The sequence below is a fragment of the Streptomyces incarnatus genome (genome assembly GCF_001027185.1).
Taxonomy (GTDB): Bacteria; Actinomycetota; Actinomycetes; order Streptomycetales; family Streptomycetaceae; genus Streptomyces; species Streptomyces puniciscabiei.
In genome coordinates this window covers 4861828-4881097 of record NZ_CP011497.1, presented here as the reverse complement: position 1 = coordinate 4881097, position 19270 = coordinate 4861828, and the positions used below count along the sequence as shown (strand labels likewise).

Annotated in this window: 16 protein-coding genes; 8 read left to right on the top strand and 8 right to left on the bottom strand. The window is 71.3% G+C overall.

Translation table 11 applies throughout. The features are described 5' to 3' along the window. The first annotated feature begins 10 nt into the window (after positions 1-10). Positions 11-922, top strand: coding sequence for a MerR family transcriptional regulator (locus ABB07_RS22005; protein WP_425264751.1), 912 nt, complete (start codon positions 11-13; stop codon positions 920-922). 141 nt (positions 923-1063) lie between these two features. On the opposite strand, the gene ABB07_RS22000 is transcribed toward ABB07_RS22005, so the two are convergent. The 3 genes from ABB07_RS22000 to ABB07_RS21990 form a co-directional block, all read right to left on the bottom strand. Next, the gene (locus ABB07_RS22000) at positions 1064-1255 is read right to left on the bottom strand and encodes a DUF397 domain-containing protein (protein WP_208900313.1); all 192 of its coding nucleotides are present in this window, start codon (positions 1253-1255) and stop codon (positions 1064-1066) included. Between the two features lie 189 nt (positions 1256-1444). Beyond that, a complete protein-coding gene (locus tag ABB07_RS21995) occupies positions 1445-2302 on the bottom strand; it encodes a helix-turn-helix domain-containing protein (protein ID WP_208900312.1) in 858 nt (285 codons plus the stop codon). Positions 2303-2617: 315 nt separating this feature from the next. Then, entirely contained in the window at positions 2618-3373 is a 756-nt protein-coding gene (locus ABB07_RS21990) for a GOLPH3/VPS74 family protein (protein WP_208900311.1), read from the bottom strand. 195 nt (positions 3374-3568) lie between these two features. Here ABB07_RS21990 and ABB07_RS21985 point away from each other — a divergent pair, with 195 nt between their 5' ends. Both ABB07_RS21985 and ABB07_RS21980 read left to right on the top strand, forming a co-directional pair. Beyond that, positions 3569-6121: a D-alanyl-D-alanine carboxypeptidase gene (locus tag ABB07_RS21985; protein WP_208900310.1), complete on the top strand. Its 2553-nt coding sequence runs from the start codon at positions 3569-3571 to the stop codon at positions 6119-6121. A gap of 185 nt (positions 6122-6306) precedes the next feature. After that, on the top strand, positions 6307-8187 hold the full coding sequence (locus ABB07_RS21980) for an MFS transporter (RefSeq protein WP_208900309.1): 1881 nt from the start codon (positions 6307-6309) through the stop codon (positions 8185-8187). Here ABB07_RS21980 and ABB07_RS21975 read toward each other — a convergent pair. Next, on the bottom strand, positions 8180-9028 hold the full coding sequence (locus tag ABB07_RS21975) for a hypothetical protein (protein ID WP_208900308.1): 849 nt from the start codon (positions 9026-9028) through the stop codon (positions 8180-8182). The genes ABB07_RS21980 and ABB07_RS21975 overlap by 8 nt on opposite strands. A gap of 74 nt (positions 9029-9102) precedes the next feature. Between ABB07_RS21975 and ABB07_RS21970 the strand changes: the two genes are divergently transcribed. From ABB07_RS21970 to ABB07_RS21960, 3 genes are all read left to right on the top strand, one after another. Then, entirely contained in the window at positions 9103-9891 is a 789-nt protein-coding gene (locus ABB07_RS21970; protein WP_208900307.1) for an SDR family oxidoreductase, read from the top strand. Between the two features lie 116 nt (positions 9892-10007). After that, on the top strand, positions 10008-11570 hold the full coding sequence (locus ABB07_RS21965) for a sodium:solute symporter family protein (protein WP_208900306.1): 1563 nt from the start codon (positions 10008-10010) through the stop codon (positions 11568-11570). Between the two features lie 49 nt (positions 11571-11619). After that, positions 11620-12246, top strand: a complete 627-nt coding sequence (locus tag ABB07_RS21960; RefSeq protein ID WP_208900305.1) for a hypothetical protein — start codon at positions 11620-11622, stop codon at positions 12244-12246. A 101-nt stretch (positions 12247-12347) separates the two neighbouring features. Here ABB07_RS21960 and ABB07_RS21955 read toward each other — a convergent pair whose 3' ends face one another. Then, positions 12348-13463, bottom strand: a complete 1116-nt coding sequence (locus ABB07_RS21955) for an ADP-ribosylglycohydrolase family protein (protein ID WP_208900304.1) — start codon at positions 13461-13463, stop codon at positions 12348-12350. A 95-nt stretch (positions 13464-13558) separates the two neighbouring features. Next, on the bottom strand, positions 13559-14296 hold the full coding sequence (locus tag ABB07_RS21950; RefSeq protein WP_208900303.1) for a TetR/AcrR family transcriptional regulator: 738 nt from the start codon (positions 14294-14296) through the stop codon (positions 13559-13561). Between the two features lie 109 nt (positions 14297-14405). Between ABB07_RS21950 and ABB07_RS21945 the strand changes: the two genes are divergently transcribed. Together ABB07_RS21945 and ABB07_RS21940 are read left to right on the top strand one after the other, a co-directional pair. Next, positions 14406-15431: an alpha/beta fold hydrolase gene (locus ABB07_RS21945; RefSeq protein ID WP_208900302.1), complete on the top strand. Its 1026-nt coding sequence runs from the start codon at positions 14406-14408 to the stop codon at positions 15429-15431. A gap of 96 nt (positions 15432-15527) precedes the next feature. Beyond that, complete coding sequence (locus tag ABB07_RS21940) at positions 15528-16037, top strand: DUF2165 domain-containing protein (RefSeq protein WP_208900301.1); 510 nt, start codon at positions 15528-15530, stop codon at positions 16035-16037. Here ABB07_RS21940 and ABB07_RS21935 read toward each other — a convergent pair. Both ABB07_RS21935 and ABB07_RS21930 read right to left on the bottom strand, forming a co-directional pair. Continuing rightward, positions 16030-16596, bottom strand: coding sequence for a hypothetical protein (locus ABB07_RS21935; protein WP_208900300.1), 567 nt, complete (start codon positions 16594-16596; stop codon positions 16030-16032). The two genes, ABB07_RS21940 and ABB07_RS21935, sit on opposite strands and share 8 nt — an antisense overlap. Before the next feature lie 59 nt (positions 16597-16655). Next, positions 16656-19241 (bottom strand): bifunctional FO biosynthesis protein CofGH, encoded by a 2586-nt coding sequence (locus ABB07_RS21930; RefSeq protein ID WP_208900299.1) that lies wholly within the window; start codon positions 19239-19241, stop codon positions 16656-16658. Positions 19242-19270 lie beyond the last annotated feature (29 nt).

The window sequence follows — 19270 nt, the reverse complement described above, 5'->3', positions numbered from 1 at the left end:
GATCCGCCCGGTGACGGAGGATGACACGGTGGACGACGACCAGCTCACGGGCGGCCCGCTCGCCGGCGACCGACGCACCGACGGCCTGCTCACCATCGGCGCGTTCGCCGCGCGGGCCCGCCTGTCGGCCAAGGCGCTGCGCCTGTACGACCGGCTCGGCCTGCTGGCGCCGGCCCATGTCGACGACGGCACCGGCTACCGCTACTACCGCGCCGATCAGGTCGAGCGCGCCCGGCTGGTGGCGCTGCTGCGGCAGCTGGACATGCCGCTGGCCCGGATCGCCGAGGTGCTCGGCGCCGAGGGGCCGGAGGCCGCCGGCCGGCTCGCCGCCTACTGGGCGGACGTGGAGAGCCGGGTGGCCGGGCAGCGGACGCTCGCCGAGTACCTCCGTGGACGGCTGTCCGGGAGGAGTCCGGAGATGTACGAGAAGTTCGTGATCGAGACCGTGGACGTACCGGCGCAGGTGGTGATCACCGAGTCGCGGCACACGCTGGCGGACGAGCTGCCGACGTGGATCGGTGTGTCGTTCGGGCGCCTGGAGGCGGCGGCGCGGGAGTGCGGGGGCATGACGGGCGCGCCGTTCGTGGTCTACCACTCCGAGGTGTCGATGGAGAGCGACGGCCCGGCCGAGTCCTGTGTGCCGGTGGCCGACGAGGCGGCGGCGCGGGCGTGGGCCGCCGGGCGGGGGCGGGCCTGGAAGACGGCGGTACGGGTGGAGTCGGCGGCCCGGCTGGCCTACACGCGGATCACCAAGGCCCAGGTGGCCCACCCGCAGATCCTGGCCGCCTTCGAGGCGGTCGAGCAGTGGATGGCGGGCGAGGGCCTGGAGATGGCCGGACCCTGCCGCGAGATCTACTTCGCGGACTGGGACGCGGCGGGCCCGCACGACCCGGTGTGCGACGTGGCGTTCCCTGTGCGGTGACACGCGCCGGCGGGGGCCGGCCCGACGGCATGACCGAGCCCTCTCGGCAAGGACGGCGACTGGTCGAGAGGGCTCATCTGGTGGTGCTTGTGAAGTTGTTTTCGTCGGGAGGTCTCACTGACGAAGGTCAGGGAGGGCCCCCTAGGCCTTGACCGAGGTCACGAAGGCGTTCCACGCGTCGGTGGGGAAGGCCAGGACCGGGCCCTCGGGGACCTTGGAGTCACGGACGGCGAGTTCGGCGTCGGTGGGCGACTTGACCTCGACGCAGGCGCCGTTGCCCGCGGAATAGGAAGACTTCATCCACGTCTCCGAAGCGCCCTGAATCAGTGCCATGTCCACTCCTGTTGCGAGTTGCGGTAGTGCGGTTCACGCCAACCTTGTCGACTGATTGGCGTGATCGACGCTACCGGGCAACTGCCCCCGCCGGAGTAGTCGTTCACTCAACCGGATGGCATATTCCGGGGTGACCTTCCATTGGAGTGGACCTTCGGTGTAAGATCCGGCGCCCTCCGTGACAGCCGCTCATTCGGCGTACTCTTTGGCCACCTTCGCAATGAATTGCCGGGATTGCTCCACATTGAGGGACTGTGCCCGCAGATGCTCGTACATCACGGCGTACTTCTGCACGTCCTGGGCCTTCTCCAGGTACAGGTCGCTGGTGACGCCCTCCAGGTACACCACGCTGGAGTCGGCCGCGTCGGCGAACTCCAGGATCGCGTACTGGCCGTTGAGCCCCGGATGCGCGCCCACCTCGAACGGCAGCACCTGCACGGTGACGTGCGGCAGCTGGGACATCTCGATCAGATGGTCCAGCTGCTCGCGCATCACCAGCTTGCTGCCCACGACGCGCTTCAGCGCCGCCTCGTCGAGCACGACCCACAGCCGGAGCGGGTTGTTCTCGGCGGTGATACGTTCCTGTCGGCGCATGCGCACCTGCACACGCTTCTCGATCTCGGCCGTCGACGTCTCCGGCAGCGCGCCCTGCACCAACGCCTCCGCGTAGGCGCGGGTCTGCAACAGACCGGTGACCAGCTGGGGTTCGTACACCCTGAGCGACTCGGCGTCGGTCTCCAGACCGATGTAGACGCTGTAGGGGATGTCCCCGAAGGTGTGCCACCATCCCTGCTGCCGGGAGTCCCGGGCCATCTCCATCAGCGAGTCGACGATCCGCTGGTCCTCGACCTCGTACACCCCGCACAGGTCGCGCACGTCGCGCTGGCTGATGCTTCTGCGGCCGTTCTCCAGCCGGCTGATCTTCGACTGCGACACGAGCAGACGCTCGGCCACTTCCTCGGCCGTCATGCCCTTGAGCTCGCGGAGCCTGCGCAGCTCCTGGCCCAGCCGGCGCCGCCTGACGGTGGGATTGACATTGGACGCCACGGGACGTGCACCTCCGGCTGCCTGCCTGTTTACTTAACACTTTCCGTATCTGCTGCAGAGCAGACTGCCACCAAGGTGCTTTCTACCGCTGGGAAATGGTGGATATGCGGCGCGTACGCGTCAGTTCGCCACGGCTCGCCACCCGATGGGGTGCCCGGACGCAGTCGAGCGGGACGGCGGGATCCCGGGGAAGGATCCCGCCGCCCCGCTCTGACCAGCGGCTCCCGAACGGGTCTGGGCGAACCGGGGTTCCGGCTCGGAACCGGCTCCCGCGGCTCGGAACCGGCTCCCGCGGGCTCGGAACCGGGGTGCGGCTCAGTGGGCCACGGCGCGTGCCATGGATCCGTGGCGCGGCTGCATCGGAACCCCGCGTGCGGGTTCCGCCGCGGACCTGGCACCGGCCGCGCCCTGACGCCCGGCGGCGGCCGCACCCCGGCGCGGCTGTGCCACCGCGCCGTTCTGCACGTCCATCACGGCGTGCGCGACGAGACCGCCCATGGGGTCGTGCCGGATCAGATCCCGCAACCGGGACCGGGACGAGCGTCCCTCGTTCCCCGGATACAGGTGCTTGCCGAGTCCGACGGCGTGCGCCAGGGCGGCGAGCGCCGCGGTCCGCGGGTCCGGCGGTACGCCGGTGCGGATCGCGGAGTCCAGCCGGGCTCGGATCTCCCGGCTGATCTCGTTGTCCGTCGCCTGATAGCGAGTCGTCGGCAGCACCCCGCACATCTGGCCCGCCACGGCATGCACCATGCCGCACCGCTCCAGATGCGAGAGGTAGGTCTGCCTGAGCCCCAGCCGGGGCCCGCCGATCCAGTGGACGGCACGCACGGGAGCGCCACGCCTTCGCAGCAACTCCAACGCGCAGTCCAAAGTCGGATCTCCAGTCGGCCGTGGCACCACCACGGCGATACGATCCCCGTCTGGGGCTATCCGTCCGGCCAGCGCCAGCTCCACTAGCTGTGCTCCGGCCAGACCGAGGTCGAGCGACTGCGGCTGTGCAGTGGTACCCGTGGCCGGGTCCAGTGCCAGCAGCAGAAGCTCCTCCGGAAGTGTTCTGCGGCTCCTGCCCATCCATGCCTCCCCGCGTGGATGAATGACAGGGTGACCCCTCTCACATTGGTCTGTCGAGGGTGCGTGACCGGTTCGTGAGGGAACCGGTAGGTATGTCGTTCTCGTCTATCGCAGGGGCCAAGCCCTCACACAGGACACTGGTACATGGTTCGGACAGGGCGCGCGCGTGGGCGTGCGGCGCATGAGGAGGCATCGGTGGCGGGCGAGTCCCCCGACAGGTCGAAGCAGCGCGAGTCGTCGGCAGAACCGACGTCGGGGAGCGCGGGTCCGGTTCCCGAGGCACGCGATCCGCGCCTCGCCGTCTCGCGGGAAAAGGATTCCGCGTCCAGCGCCGTGGACACCGCGACGAAGGTCCTGTCGGTCCGCGACGCGAAGACCCCCGCCCCGGAAGCGTCCCCGGAGGACACCGCCCTCCGCGACGCGGTCTCCTCCTGGGTCCGCGCCGCCGCCCCCACAACTCCCGAGCCCACACCCACGGATGAGCCGACCCCCGAAGAGGGCAAGGCCGAGAAGACCGGGCCCGAGGAGACCGGCTCGGAGGAGACCGGCTCGGAGGAGACCGGGCCCGAGGAGACCGGGCCCGAGGCGACCGAGACCGACGCCGAGTCCCCGGTCGCCGACGCAAAGCCGAACCCGGGCACGGAGCCGGACGCCGACGCGAAGACCAACACGGACACCGAGCCGGACGCTGACGCCGCCTCCGACAAGGCCCCGGACGCGAACGCGAAGACCGAGCCGGCCGCCGACACGGACGAGAAGGCCGACACCGTCAACGAGGCCGACGAGAACGCGGACACGGAGCCGACCGCGGAGGACAGTTCCGAGGCCGAGGAGAACGCAGAGGCGGAGGCCGACGCGGACGGTGACACCGGGGCTGAGGCGCAGGCCGACGCGGACGACGACGCCAGGGCTGAGGCTCAGGCAGAGGCAGAGGCAGAGGCCGACGCGGACGGTGGCCCCGGGGCCGAGGCACAGGCCGACGCGGACGGTGGCGCCGAGGCTGAGGCGGATGCAAAGGCAAAGGGCGGCGAAGGCGAAGCCGAGGCCGCGGTGGCCGAAGACGCGCCCGAGGACGCCGACGGCGAGGACGCCCCGCAGGGGCCACCCGCAGCCGACGACGAGACCCGCACGGGTGGTGCGGGTGGGAACGACACCGACGCCGAAGGCGAAGCCGAGGCGAGCGACGAACCGGCAACCACGCCGGAGGCGAAGCCCGTCGATCAGCCCACCACCGTCTTCAAGGCCGTCACGCCCGAGCCGCGGGTCGACCAGCCCACGACCATGCTCAAGCTCGGCGGCAAGAAGACCCCGGAGTCCGACTCCGAGCGCACCAGCAAGTTCGTGGCGCTCAAGAACGACATGGCCCCGGCCGCCAAGCCGCAGGCCGAGCCCGCCGCCAAGCCGGACGCCACCACCCCCGTCCCCCAGGTCGGCCCCGAGCGCACCACCCAGCAGCCCCTCCCCCCGAAGCCCCCGCTGGACCTCCTGGCGGAGCTGACGAACACGCCCCCGCCGCCGGAGACCGCGGTCCGCACGCTCGTGCGCCGGGTCAAGATCTGGACCCCGCTGGTCCTGCTGCTGGCGATCATCTTCGCGGTCGTACAGACCCTGCGCCCGCTCCCCGACCCCACCCTCGACCTCACCGCGAAGGACAGCTACACCTTCGCCGGCGGCAAGGCCGACATCCCGTGGCCGGCGAACGGTCAGGCCGCGCTCGACGTCCAGGGCATCGGCACGTTCGGTTCCTCCGGCGCCCAGAAGCCCGTACCGATCGCGAGCGTCGCCAAGGTGATGACGGCGTACCTCATCCTGCGCGACCACCCGCTCAAGAGCGGCCAGGACGGTCCGAAGATCACGATAGACAAGGCCGCCGAGGCCCAGTCGGACGCGGGCCAGGAGTCCACCGTGCGCGTCACGGCCGGTGACCGGATCTCCGAACGGGAGGCGCTGGAGGCGATCCTGCTGCCCTCCGCCAACAACGTGGCCCGGCTGCTCGCCCGCTGGGACTCCCGTTCGGAGCAGGCCTTCACGGTGAAGATGAACACCGCCGCCAAGAGCCTCGGCATGACCGACACCAAGTACACCGACCCCTCGGGCCTGACCGCCTCCACGGTCAGCACGGCGGTGGACCAGGTGAAGCTGGCCCGCGCCGCGATGCAGCAGCCCGTCTTCCGCGAGGTCGCGGCGATGATGTCGTACAACGACCACAAGGGCGTCAACCACCCCAACTACAACCGCCTGGTCGGCCACAACAACGTCGTCGGCATCAAGACCGGCACCTCGACCGCCGCCCTCGGCAACCTGGTCTTCGCGGCGAAGCAGCAGGTCGGCGGCGAGACGCGCACCATCATCGGGGCCGTGCTGCGCCAGCCCGCCGGCGGCTTCGACAACACCATCATCAGCGGGGCCCTGGACGCGGGCGACAAGCTGATCCGGGCCGCGCAGGGCGCCCTGAAGCCGGTGACGATCCTGAAGAAGGGCGATGTGGTCGGCTACGTCGACGACGGTCTCGGCGGCCGTACCCCGGTCGTGGCCACGAAGGACGTCACGGCGGCCGGCTGGGCGGGCCTGCAGGTGAAGCTGTCCTTCACCTACGGCAAGGTGCCGCACACCGCCAAGGCCGGCACGGAGGTCGGCTCGCTCACCGTGGGTGACGGTTCCGCCGCCGGCGCCGTCAAGGTGCCGGTGGCCCTGCAGAAGGACCTGACGCAGCCCGGCTTCGGCGCCAAGCTGACCCGTCTGGGCTGAGTCCGCACCCCGGTGTCACCAGCACGCACCCCGCCGACGGAGACCCGCGGCGGGGTGCGTGCTAGCGTCACGAATCGGGGCAGGTCGCCGGTCACGGGACAGGGCCGCGAACTGGACGGGAAGCAGCCGGGAACACCGTGGAACACGGCCGAGAACAGAAGACGGGACACGGGGAGTGCCTTCAGGTGGCCACAGCCGAGCCGACACGCGCCGACGACGCCGATCCAGGACCGGGATCCGGCCCGCGAATACGCCTGTCCGAGCCTGACCCGGACGGTCGCGGGGATCACACGGACCACCCGGACGGCCGTACCGACGGTGATCGGCTCGACGCGCCCTCCGGCAGGCTCGCGCGTCTCCTGACCGCCGCCGAGCCGCTGCGGCAGCGGCTGCTCCAGCACCCCGTGCTGTCGATAACGGCGCTTGCCGGAGTCCTGCACATCGCCTGGTTCTTCACGTTCGCGAACAGCGGCGGCGATCTCGCGGCCCAGGACGCGTGGGCGGAGTTCGTCGGCCGGCACCCGGACTCGGCGTACAACCTCGCCTGGTACGGCGGCATGCACCCGGTGTCGTACAGCGTGGTGTCGCCGTATCTGATGGCCGTCCTGGGTGTCCGTACGACGATGATGATCGCCGGGACCGTGTCGGCGGGTCTGCTCACGCTGGTCCTGATCCGCAGCCGGGCGGTGCGGAACCCGCTGTGGGCGTCGCTCGCCGGGGTCGTCGCGCTGCTGTGCAACGCGATCTCGGGCCGGGTGACCTTCGGTCTCGGCACGATGTTCGCGCTCGGCGCGGTCGCGGCCGTCTTCTGCTGGCCCCACCGGTGGCGGTACAAACGCTGGGCGAAGGCGGCCGTCGCCGCCCCGCTGGCCGGTCTGTCCACCATGGCCTCGCCCGTGTCGGGGCTGTTCGTCGGGCTGGTCGCGGTCGCGCTGTTCCTGCAGAAGCGGCGGCCGGGTGCCTGGGCGCTGGGCCTCGCCCCGACGGTGGTGGTCGCCGCCTCGTACTTCCTCTTCCCCTTCTCGGGCACCCAGCCGATGACGATCGGCTCGGTGATCCTGCCCCTGTCGTCCGGCCTGCTGTGCCTGTACGTCGCGCCCCGCCAGTGGGTGACCGTCCGGCTGACGGCGGCCGTCTACAGCGTCGGCGTGGTCCTGGTGTGGCTGATCAGCTCACAGATCGGGTCGAACATCTCCCGGCTGCCGATGCTGTTCGCGGGTGCGACGCTGGTGGCCGCGCTGCCGTTCACGGTGCGGAAGTCGCGCAAGTGGTACACGGCCGTGCTGGCGCTCGTCGGCTTCGCCGGGTGGATCGGCTTCAAGTCGGTGGACGACATCATCCACACGACCCCGGCCGCGTCCTGGGCCCGTGAGCTCGCCCCGCTCGTGCACCAGCTGCAGCGGGCCGGCGCCGAGAAGGGCCGCGTGGAGGTGGTCCCGGCCCGCTCGCACCGGGAGGCGTCCGCGCTCGCGCCGTACGTCAACCTGGCGCGCGGCTGGAACCGGCAGGCCGACATGGAGCGCAACCCGCTCTTCTACGACGACACCCTCAACTCGGCGAACTACCACGAGTGGCTGCAGCGCTGGGCCGTCCACTTCGTCGTGCTGCCGAAGGACAACCCGGACGGCGACGGCGGCGAGCGGGAGCGGCAACTGCTCCGGCGCGGGATGCCGTATCTGCGGCAGGTGTGGGGCGACGCCAACTGGCAGCTGTTCCGGGTGACCGATGCGACGCCGCTCGCCGAGCCCGACGCGGTGGTGGACCGCGCCGATCAGGGCGAGATGACGCTGCAGGTGCGCAAGGCCGGGCGGATCCTGATCAGGATCCCCTACTCGCCGTGGCTGAGCGTCGTCGACGAGCACGGGAAGAGCCTGAAGGCGCCGCAGCTGGTCTCCTCCGGGCCGCCGAAGAGGTACCGGAACGTCAACGGGTGCCTGATGGAGACGCCTCAGGACGCGAACGGCGACAAGTGGACGATGCTGCTCGCGCCGCACGCCGGTACGTATCGGCTGGCCGCGCCGTACCAGCTGCCGCGCGGCACGCCCTGCCCGGACGAACTCAAGTAGAGCCGCGCAGCCGGTCCACATAGGTGTCCGTGCCGGGAACCGTCGGGATGAACGGCGCCACCAGCTCGACCCTGCCCAGCCCCGGCTCCGCGACCTCCGTGTCCAGCCCGGCGAAGTGGTCCGCCCAGCACTCCCTCGGGTCGGCCTCCAGGAACCACAGCAGGGTCACCCGGGTGTCGACGCCCTCGACCTGCTTGACGTAGGTCATGCGGTCGCCGGGCAGGGGTGTCGGCCGGAAGACCGCGACCATGGCCGCCGGGGAGCCGGCGAGACGGCGGGGCAGGTGCCGCGTGCGCAGCCACTGCACCAGTTCGGCCCGCTGCCGCGACGCCTCGCTGTCGATCACCTCCAGCACCAGCCCGGCGTAGGGGTGGTCCAGGGCGTGGAAGTCGCGGGGGCCCGCGGCGCCGTCGCGGTAGACCGTCGTCTCGTGGTCCTGGAAGGCCGTGAAGACATGGGTGCGGTCGTGGTAGACGCGGGCGTCGCGGTTGAGGCGCCGGTTGATGGCGACGGTCCACTTCATGTGCTCGTCGTAGCGGCCGGCGGTGATCCAGTAGGTGGAGAGGTAGCAGCCGACCGTGACGGGCTGGGCGACGGCCGACTTCTCCGGGTAGCGCAGGAGCTGCAGATCCCGGGTCGCCACCCAGCGGCGGCCCGCGTACATCCAGGGCATGGCCATCGCGCCGGCGTAGTAGTGGTCGTCCTCGTACCAGCGGTTGTAGGCGTACTCGTGCCCGGGGTGCGGTTCGACCATGGTGATCAGGGCGTGGCCCGGGTGGACGCCGTACGGCCCGACGGCGGCCAGTTCGGCGTACGTCTCGCTGCGGGTGTCCTCGCTCATGCGGTTCCCTTCTCCGGCCCAGGGCCATACTCTGACGCCCCGTCAGATAAAGCGCCATACCGCGGGAGGCACCGATGTCCCTGCTCGCAGGCAAGACAGTGGTCGTATCGGGAGTCGGCGCCGGGCTCGGTCACCAGGTCGCCGCGGCCGTCGTACGGGACGGCGGGAACGCGGTGCTCGGGGCGCGCACCGAGGCCAACCTCGCCAAGAGCGCGGCGGAGATCGATCCGGACGGCACCCACACCGCGCACCGGGCGACGGACATCACCGACGAGGGACAGTGCGCGGCGCTGGCCGCGCTGGCGCGGGAGCGGTTCGGGGGGATCGACGCGGTGGTGCAGGTGGCGGCCTGGGACTCGTACTTCGGCGGCGTCGAGGACGCGGACTTCGCGACGTGGCAGTCGGTCATCGACGTGAACCTGCTCGGCTCCCTGCGGATGACGCGGGCCTGCCTGCCGGCGCTGCGGGAGGGCGGGGGCGGGTCCGTCGTGTTCATCGGGACGCAGTCGGCGGTGGCCGCGCCCTCGCAGGTACGGCAGGCGGCGTACGCCGCGTCCAAGGGAGCGCTGACCAGCGCGATGTACTCGCTGGCACGGGAGCTGGGGCCGCGGCGGATCCGGGTCAACACCGTGCTGCCGGGCTGGATGTGGGGGCCGCCGGTGCAGGCGTACGTCCGGTTCACCGCGCAGACGGAGGGCGTGCCGGAGGCGGAGGTGCTGGGGCGACTGACGGAGCGGATGGCCCTGCCCGAGCTGGCGACCGACGGGGACGTGGCGGACGCGGTCGTGTTCCTCGCCTCGGACCGGGCGCGGGCCATCACCGGTCAGTCACTGCTGGTCAACGCGGGTGAGCTGATGCGGTGAGCAGACTCGGACGCATTCAGGAATGTGAATGAGGGTCGCCAGAACGAACAACTTTACCGCCTCTTGACCTGATGCTCGCTTGTCGTGTTCACGTGGCGGCACCCACGATCGAGCACATGAACAGTCTCGACTGGGCCGTACTCATCGGCTACTTCGGTGTGATGGTGGCGATCGGCGTCTGGTCGCACAAGCGCGTGGACGACGTCTCCGACTTCTTCACGGCCGGCGGCAAGATGCCCTGGTGGCTGTCCGGCATCTCGCACCACATGTCGGGCTACAGCGCGGTCATGTTCACCGGGTACGCGGGCATCGCCTACACCTACGGCGTCACCTCCTTCGTCACCTGGTCCTTCCCCATCGCGCTCGGCATCGCCATCGGGTCGAAGCTGTTCGCGCCCCGCATCAACCGGCTCCGCTCCCGGCTCCAGGTGGCCTCCCCGCTGGAGTACCTGAAGAACCGTTACAACCTGCCGACCCAGCAGGCGCTCGCCTGGTCCGGCATGCTGCTGAAGATCGTGGACGTGGGCGCCAAGTGGGCGGCGATCGCCACCCTGTTGTCGGTGTTCACCGGCGTCACCCTGAACCAGGGCATCCTGATCACCGGCGCGATCACGGCCGTGTACTGCACGATCGGCGGCCTGTGGGCGGACGCGCTGACCGAACTCGGCCAGTTCGTCATCCAGTTGCTCGCCGGTGTCTCGATGTTCGTCGCCGTCGTACTGAAGCTGAACGACAAGCACATCGGCTTCCTCGACGCCTGGAACCAGCCCGCGCTGCACGGCCACGGCAAGCCGCTCGTCGGCCCCTACGGCACGGTGTTCCTGCTGGCGTTCCTGTTCATCAAGCTCTTCGAGTACAACGGCGGCATGCTCAACCAGGCGCAGCGGTACATGGCGACGGGCAGCGCGTACGCGGCCGAGCGCTCCGCCCGGCTGTCGTCGGCCCTGTGGCTGGTCTGGCCGGTGGTGCTGTTCTTCCCGATGTGGATGTCCCCGCTCCTGGTGCACGCGCAGAAGCCGGACGGCTCCGACTCCTACGGGCTGATGACCGAACAGCTGCTGCCGCACGGCCTGTTGGGACTCGTCGTCGTCGGCTTCTTCTCCCACACGATGGCCATGTGCTCCTCCGACGCCAACGCCATCGCGGCGGTGTTCACCCGGGACGTGGCGCCGGTGCTGTCCGCTCGCGCGCGGGCGTGGGGACAGCGGTCGGGGCTGATCGCCGCCCGCGTCACGACGGTCGTCTTCCTGGCCCTGTCCATGGCGGTGGCGACGCAGGTCAACTCGCCCACGTTCAAGGACATCATCACGGTCGTCATCAAGTGGGTCGCCGGCCTCATGGGCCCGATCGCGATCCCGATGATGCTGGGTCTGCTCCGCCCGTTCCGCCGCTCCGGCCCGACGGCGGCGCTGACCAGCTGGGCGGCGGGCCTGCTGGCGTTCTGGCTGGTGAACTACCCCATCAGCTGGCACGTCTCCGGCGGGGTGCCGCTCCAGTACCAGGTCTCGGTGCCGCTGGCGGTGTCCCTGGTGCTGTACATCCTGATCGGCTACGTGAAGCCGGAGGACACCCCCGAGCGACTGGCGATCATCGAGCGGGTCAACTCGGACGGCGACGGCGCGGCGGCGGTCCCGGCACCCGCGGCAGCCCCGGACGGCATCGTGGGGACCTCCAACTGACCCCTGTAGCCTGCCGGTTGATCAAGCAATCGGCAGGAACGGGGAACGAATGAGCATCGAAGCGTGGCGGGCGGCCTCCCGGCTGGTGGGCCGCCGTACCGCCCTGCGCTGCCTCACCGCCGGCGTCGGCGCATCGCTGCTGGCGGCGTGCAAGGGGAACGACCAGAGCAAGGGGAAGGGACTGGGGAAGAGCCAGGGGACGGGGAAGGGGAAGGGGAAGCACAAGGGCTGGACCGGTACGGGCGGATCGTCGCCGACGCCCGGAGTGACCGGAATGGCGTTCGCGGCGTTCGTCCGCGGCTCCTGGAAGGTCACCTCGAAGCCGTCGTCCGGAGCCCCCTTCTCCTACTCCATGGCCATCGGCGACGGCACGTGGTCGATGAGCGGCAGCGGCAAGTCGGTGAAGGGCACCTGGGCACTCCAGGGCGGGCGACTGGTGATGAGCGTCCCCGAGGACATGGGCGGTGACAGCTCCGGCGCACAGAGCGCCGCCGCCTCCGACGTCCCCGCCGCGGTCGGCACCTTCGTGAACCAGGTCCTCCCCTGGCAGCCGCCCGGGACAGCCGGCACCGGTTCCGGTCAGCGGCTGGAGGTGAGGTACGCCAACCGGGTCCTGCACATCAGGCACGTGGACGAGCACGGCAGCGTGACGGAGCACACCTGCACCCGGGCTTAGGACCCCCTGACCGCCGGGCCGTGACCGCCGGGCCCTGGCCGCCGGGCCCTGGCCCCTGGACCCTGGCCGCCGGGCCCCGGCCGCCGGCGCTCGTGCCCGGCTCAGGCCCGCGGATACCGGGCCAGCCAGCCCGGCGACGACCCCGCCGGACCATGCAGCGCCGGTCCCTGGGTCATCTCCATCGCAAAGTCGTCGGCGAGTTCGAGCATCGTCGGCCGTCCTTCCAGCTCGGCCAGCCACCCCGGGGGAAGGGCGGTCTCGCCGTGCAGGGCGCCCAGCAGCCCGCCGGTCAGCGCGCCGGCCGCCGCGGACGGCCCGCTCTGGTTCACCGCCAGGCACAGCCCGTGCCGCACGTCCTCCCCGACCAGCGCGCAGTACACGGACGCCGCCAGCAGCCCGTCCGCCGTACCGTCGCCGGCCAGTTCCTCCACCCGTGTCGGACTCGGGATCCCCTGCCGTACCGCGCCGAGGGCGTGCTGCAGGGCGTCCGAGACGGGCTGGTGGCCCGGCCGGGCCGCGAGCAGGGCGAGGGCCCGCTGCACGGCACCGTCCAGGCTCTCGCCCCGGGCCAGCGCGTGCACGATCACGGCGTACGCGCCCGCCGACAGGTAGGCGAGGGGGTGCCCGTGGCTCTGGGCGGCGCACTCCACCGCCAGCTGCGCGACGAGCTGCGGCTCCCAGCCGACCAGCAGCCCGAAGGGCGCGGACCGGGCCACCGCCTCCGGCCCCAGCTCGCCGGGGTTCTTCGGTGCCTCCAGCGTGCCCATGGCGTCGTCGCCGAACCCGACGAGCAGCGCCCGGGTCGGATCCCGGCGGGCGTACAGCCACTCCTCACGGGCCAGCCAGCCGTCGTCCTTGCGGCGCTCGTCGGGCCCCCAGTCCCGCTGGGTGGCGGCCCAGCGCCGGTACGCCCGGTGCAGATCGGTCGGCGGGTGCCAGGCGCCGGTGTCCCGGCGCACCTGGGCCCTTATCAGCCCGTCCACGCTGAACAGGGTGAGCTGGGTGTGGTGGGTGACCGTGCCGCGCCGCCCGTGCCCGAAGGCCAGGTCGAGCAGCCCCTCGGGGCCGTAGGCGGCCCGTATCTCCTCCAGGGACAGCGGGTCGGCGGGCCCGCCGAGCGCGTCGCCCACGGCGACCCCGAGCAGGGTGCCGCGCACCCGGCTGCGGTAGTCCTGCTGCTCGGCTCGGCCCCAGACGGCGCCCGATGTCGCACTCATCCCGACCTCCCCACAGCACCGTCCGTCCGTACGACGCTCAGCACTGTAATCGACGGGGAACGGTCCGTTCACGGGGGCAAATCGCCCCCCAGCGGTCATTCCCGCACAGCTACGAGCGCTTCGACCCCGTCGAGGATGCGGTCGAGCCCGAAGTCGAGCGGGTCGGTGCCGGGCGGGTCGAAGGCGCCGTCGGCGATGGCCCGGGTCAGGGCCGGGAAGCGGTCCGCGTGGCGTTCGAGGACCTCTCCGGTGAGGCGGTTCCACTCGCGGTCCTGGTCCGCGTCGAAGTCGGCCGTCTGCTGGGCGAGGCTGCGCACCAGGCCGACGACCAGGACGAAGACCTGGTGCCGCTGGGCCGCCGGCAGGCCGGTGGGCTCCAGGGCCGCGTGCGCCGCGTCCAGCCAGCCGAGCTGGTGGGGGCCCATGACCTGGCGGCGCATCGCGGTGGCGGCGAGCGCCCAGGGGTGGGCCCGGTAGAGATCCAGGCACCGCCGGGCCCACAGCCGTGTCCCGGCCCGCCAGTCGCCCTGCGCCGCGGAGAGGTCGGGGACCTCGGCAAGCATAGACTCGATCATCAGCTCGACCAGTTCCGCCTTGCCGGGCACATACCGGTAGAGCGCCATCGCCGAGACGCCGAACTCGGCGGCGACCTTGCTCATCGAGACCGCGTCCAGCCCCTGGGCATCGGCCAGTTCGACGGCGGCCGCGGCGATGCGCTGCGGGGACAGCGTCGGCTTGGGCCCGCGGGTGGGCTGTTCCTGCTCGCCCCACAGCAGCGCGAGGGTCGCCCGCGGATCGCGGTCCTGTTCCTGCTCGTTCTTCCGCCCGCCCATGGCTTGCCTCCCGATCGTCCGCGCGAAGCCTGTTGACTCCGCCAGACAACTGTATATACCGTAAACCCAGCAGAACAGCTGACGGCTTAAACAGTTTAGGGGGAACACCATGCTGCTGACCTACCGCGCCCTCAAGCGCCGCGCGCTCGCCAAGAAGCTCGCGATCACCACGCCGAACGGCATCGACGAGTCCTCGTACGTCCGCATCGGCGGCATCGACCAGTGGATCTCGGTCCGCGGCGAGGACCGGTCGAACCCGGTCGTCCTGGAGATCCACGGCGGCCCCGGCGCCTCCAACCTGGTCTTCACCCCGCGCACCCGCGCCTGGGAGCGGCACTTCACGATCGTCCGCTGGGACATGCGCGGCGCCGGCCGGACGTTCGCGGCGGGCGGCCCGGAGGGCCAGGGCGAGATGACCCTCGACCGGCTGTACCAGGACGCCCTGGAGGTGACGGCCCACGTCCGCGCCCGCCTCGGCGTCGCCAAGGTCCTGCTGGTGGCCAACAGCTTCGGCACCGTCATCGGCCTCCGCCTGGCCCGCAACCACCCTGAGCTCTACTCGGCGTACGTCGGCACCGACCAGAACATCGTCGGCGGCGACCGGGACCGCTCCGCCTACGAGGCGCTGCTGGCCCGGCTGGCGCGGGCGGGCAAGAAGAAGCAACTGGCGCAGATGACGGCCATCGGCCCGGACCGGTCGGCCTGGTCGTCCCACGAGTGGGCCGAGTACGCCAAGACGGTGGTCACGACCGACCCCCTCACCTACGACACCATGAAGACGGTCGTCGTCCGCTCCCTCTGGTTCTCGCCCCTCCACACGCTCCGCGACCTGCGCACCTACCTGAAGGGCCAGACCTTCTCGGAGCAGCTCGGCCCCCAGGCCATGACGATCGACGAGTACGCCGAGGGCACCGCCTTCCGTCTCCCCTTCTTCGTCTTCCAGGGCGAGAGCGACGTCCTCACCCCGCCGCAGCCGGCCCGCCGCTTCTACGACGAAGTCACGGCCCCGGTGAAGGACTTCGCACTCATCAGGGAGGCGAGCCACTTCGCGTCCTTCCGCCACCCCGACCGCTTCCTGGACCTGCTGCTGACCAAGGTGCGGCCGGTGGTGACCGGGGAGGCGGTGGACCGCTGAGCACCGGACCGAACGGCCGGCTTCGGTCAACTCGCCTTCTCACTCTGGCCTGATGACCACGCGCAATGCGGGCCGTCGGCAGGAGAGAATTCAGCCATGACCACCACCCCCACACGTAACTCCGGCCTCAGCCTGGCCGCCGGTGTCCTCACCGGCATACTCGCCCTCTACATCGCCCTGGTCGCCCTCGGGAACATCACCGACTTCGGGACGAACCAGCAGTTCGTCCGGCACGTGCTGGCGATGGACACGACGTTCAGGGACGACCACCTGATGTGGCGGGCCATCACCAGCAAGGGGCTCCAGGACACCGCGTACGTCCTCATCATCGTGTGGGAGACCGTGGCGGCCCTGGTGCTGGTCTGGGGGACGTACCTGTGGGCGCGGCGGAAGGACGACGGCCTCGCGCGGCGGGTCTCCACCTACGGGCTGCTGATGCTGGTGCTGCTGTTCGGGGCCGGGTTCATCGCGATCGGCGGAGAGTGGTTCTCGATGTGGCAGTCCAAGACCTGGAACGGGCTGGAGGCCGCCACCCGGGTGTTCCTGCTGAGTGGGGTCGCCCTGATCGTCAACCAGTTGCCCGGGCGGCAGGCGGACGCTACCTGACGACCGCCACCGTCGTGTCGGTGTCGCCGAAGGCCCACAGGGCGGCGCCGTCCTGCTTGTGCAGGCGGATGCCGCCCAGCTTCTGACCATGGGCGGGCGGCGGCGAGGAGCCGTCCAGGGCGTTGGAGAAGGCTATGTTCACGCCGTCCGCCTTGGTGAAGTACATGATGTGCTCGATCTCCACGCCGTCCGAGCCCTTCAGGGACTGGCGGCGCAGAGTGACCGAGTAGCGGCCGGGCTGCGGGTTCACCGTGCCCGGCCACACCGTGAAGGTGCGGGTCGCCCTGCCCGTCGCGTCGACCAGCCACACCCGCTTCTCGCCGAGGGAGTACACGATCCGGCGGCCCGCGCCCGACGCGTCCGGCAGCGCGGGCGCGGACGGGGAGTGCGGCGCGGCGGAGCCGTGGGCGCGCGCCGACGCCGACGGGCTCGGCCCGGCCGCCACGGCGGCCGTGGGGTGCGGCCCGTGGTCCGCCTGTACGGCGAGGGCGACGACGGCCGCGGTCGCGCCCGCCGTCAGGCCGGTGACCCAGGCCCAGGAGGGCAGTCGGGCAGCCACGGGTACGCATCTCCTCCGCTACGGGGCCCCCGCTCGGACCGGGGGTCGGATCATCGTACTCAGTCCAGGACGGGCAGCAGCTCGGGCAGGTGGCCGTCGGAGGCCGCCGCCGCCCGCTGCCGTTCCTCCGGGACCTCGCCGTAGAGCGTGGTGCGCGGCTTCGCCGGGCGGCCGGCCGCCTCGGCCACGGCGACCAGCTCGCGGACCGACTTGTACGAGCCGTACGACGAGCCCGCCATGCGGGAGATCGTCTCCTCCATCAGCGTGCCGCCCAGGTCGTTCGCCCCGGAACGGAGCATCTCCGCCGCACCCTCCGCGCCCAGTTTCACCCAGCTCGTCTGGATGTTCGGGATCCAGGGGTGGAGGAGGAGACGGGCCATCGCGGTGACCGCGCGGTTGTCGCGGGCCGACGGGCCGGGGCGCGCGATGCCCGCCAGGTACACCGGCGCGTTCGTGTGGATGAACGGAAGCGTCACGAACTCGGTGAAACCGCCCGTCTCCCGCTGGATCCGCGCCAGGGTGCGCAGATGGCCCAGCCAGTGGCGGGGCTGGTCGACATGGCCGTACATCATCGTCGAGGACGAGCGGATGCCCAGCTCGTGGGCCGTCGTCACGACCTCGGTCCACGTCGCCGCCGGCAGCTTGCCCTTGGTCAGCACCCAGCGGACCTCGTCGTCGAGGATCTCCGCCGCCGTGCCGGGGATGGTGTCCAGGCCGGACTCCTTGGCGGCGGAAAGCCACTCGCGGATCGACATACCCGTCCGGGTCGCGCCGTTCACCACCTCCATCGGCGAGAAGGCGTGCACGTGCATGCCGGGGACGCGGGACTTCACCGCCTTCGCGATGTCGAAGTACGCCGTGCCCGGCAGGTCGGGGTGGATGCCGCCCTGCATGCACACCTCGACCGCGCCCACGTCCCAGGCCTGCTGGGCGCGGTCGGCGACCTGCTCCAGGGAGAGGGTGTAGGCGTCGGCGTCCGTGCGGCGCTGGGCGAAGGCGCAGAAGCGGCAGCCGGTGTAGCAGACGTTGGTGAAGTTGATGTTGCGGGTGACGATGTAGGTCACGTCGTCGCCGACCGCGGACCGGCGCACGTCGTCGGCCACCCGGCACAGCGCGTCCAGCGCCGGGCCGTCCGCGTGCAGCAGGGCCAGCGCCTCGGCGTCGGTCAGCCGGGTCGGGTCGTCGGCCGCGGTCGCCAGCGCCTGCCGTACGTCCGTGTCGATGCGCTCCGGCGCCATGCCCGGGGCGGCGGCCTCGCGCAGCGCCTCCCAGTCGCCGTACACCTCGTCGAAGTCGTCGCGCCGGTCGGCCGTACGGCCCTCGGTGTCGATGGTGCGGTGCAGGTCGGTGCGGCCGGTCGGGACGAACGCCTCCTCCGGTTCCTGCCACGGCCGGCCCTCGACGACGGCGTCCTCGCGCGCCAGGCCCGTCTCCGGGTCGGCCAGCGCGCTCACGTGCGGGCGCAGCCGGGGGTCCAGCCAGGGCTCGCCGCGCCGCACGAACTCCGGGTAGACGCAGAGGCGTTCGCGCAAGGAGAAGCCGGCGGCGGCCGACCGCGCGGCCAGCTCCTCGATCTGCGGCCAGGGCCGTTCGGGATTGACGTGGTCGATGGTCAGGGGGGACACCCCGCCCCAGTCGTCGATGCCGGCGCCGATCAGCCGCTCGTACTCGCTGTCGACCAGGTTCGGCGGGGCCTGGAGGCAGGCGGACGGGCCCATGATGTGGCGGGCCACGGCCACGGTGGCGACCAGGTCGTCCAGTTCGGCGTCCGGCATGCCGCGCATCGCCGTGTCCGGCTTGGCGCGGAAGTTCTGGATGATCAGTTCCTGGATGCCGTGGTGGGCCCGGGAGACCTTGCGGAGCGCGAAGAGGGACTCGGCCCGCTCCTCGTACGTCTCCCCGATGCCGATGAGGAGACCGGAGGTGAAGGGGACGGAGGAGCGGCCGGCGTCCTCCAGCACCCGCAGCCGTACGGCCGGTTCCTTGTCCGGGGAGCCGTAGTGGGGGCCGCCGGGCTCGGACCAGAGCCGGGTCGCGGTCGTCTCCAGCATCATGCCCATGGAGGGGGCCACGGGCTTGAGGCGCTGGAAGTCCGTCCAGGTCATGACGCCCGGGTTGAGGTGGGGCAGCAGCCCCGTCTCCTCCAGGATCCGGACCGAGACGGCGCGGACGTAGGCGATCGTGTCGTCGTAGCCGTGCGCGTCCAGCCACTCGCGCGCTTCCGCCCAGCGGTCCTCGGGCTTGTCGCCGAGGGTGATCAGGGCTTCCTTGCAGCCGAGGGCGGCGCCCTTGCGGGCGATGTCCAGCACCTCGTCGGGGGACATGAACATTCCGTGGCCGGCCCGGCGCAGCTTGCCGGGGACGGTGACGAAGGTGCAGTAGTGGCACTTGTCCCGGCACAGCCGGGTGAGGGGGATGAAGACGCTCTTCGAGTAGGTGATGACGCCGGGACGGCCCGCCTGTTCGAGACCCGCGTCGCGCACCCGGGCGGCGGACGCGGCGAGGTCGGTCAGGGCCTCACCGCGGGCCTGCAGCAGCACCGCCGCCTCGGCGACGTCGAGGGCGACGGCGTCCCGGGCGCGTTTGAGGGCGCGACGCATGGAGTTCTCGGTCGGCCCGGTTCCGGAGGTCGCGGAAGTCGTCATCCCTCAACTGTACGTTCGGGGTGATCGCA

Coding starts and splice junctions, on each gene's coding strand:
- ABB07_RS22000 (WP_208900313.1), bottom strand. CDS start 1,255: ATGGCACTGATTCAGGGCGCTTCGGAGACGTGGATGAAGTCTTCCTAT.
- ABB07_RS21990 (WP_208900311.1), bottom strand. CDS start 3,373: ATGGGCAGGAGCCGCAGAACACTTCCGGAGGAGCTTCTGCTGCTGGCA.
- ABB07_RS21975 (WP_208900308.1), bottom strand. CDS start 9,028: ATGAGCGAGGACACCCGCAGCGAGACGTACGCCGAACTGGCCGCCGTC.
- ABB07_RS21970 (WP_208900307.1), top strand. CDS start 9,103: ATGTCCCTGCTCGCAGGCAAGACAGTGGTCGTATCGGGAGTCGGCGCC.
- ABB07_RS21965 (WP_208900306.1), top strand. CDS start 10,008: ATGAACAGTCTCGACTGGGCCGTACTCATCGGCTACTTCGGTGTGATG.
- ABB07_RS21960 (WP_208900305.1), top strand. CDS start 11,620: ATGAGCATCGAAGCGTGGCGGGCGGCCTCCCGGCTGGTGGGCCGCCGT.
- ABB07_RS21955 (WP_208900304.1), bottom strand. CDS start 13,463: ATGAGTGCGACATCGGGCGCCGTCTGGGGCCGAGCCGAGCAGCAGGAC.
- ABB07_RS21950 (WP_208900303.1), bottom strand. CDS start 14,296: ATGGGCGGGCGGAAGAACGAGCAGGAACAGGACCGCGATCCGCGGGCG.
- ABB07_RS21945 (WP_208900302.1), top strand. CDS start 14,406: ATGCTGCTGACCTACCGCGCCCTCAAGCGCCGCGCGCTCGCCAAGAAG.
- ABB07_RS21940 (WP_208900301.1), top strand. CDS start 15,528: ATGACCACCACCCCCACACGTAACTCCGGCCTCAGCCTGGCCGCCGGT.
- ABB07_RS21930 (WP_208900299.1), bottom strand. CDS start 19,241: ATGACGACTTCCGCGACCTCCGGAACCGGGCCGACCGAGAACTCCATG.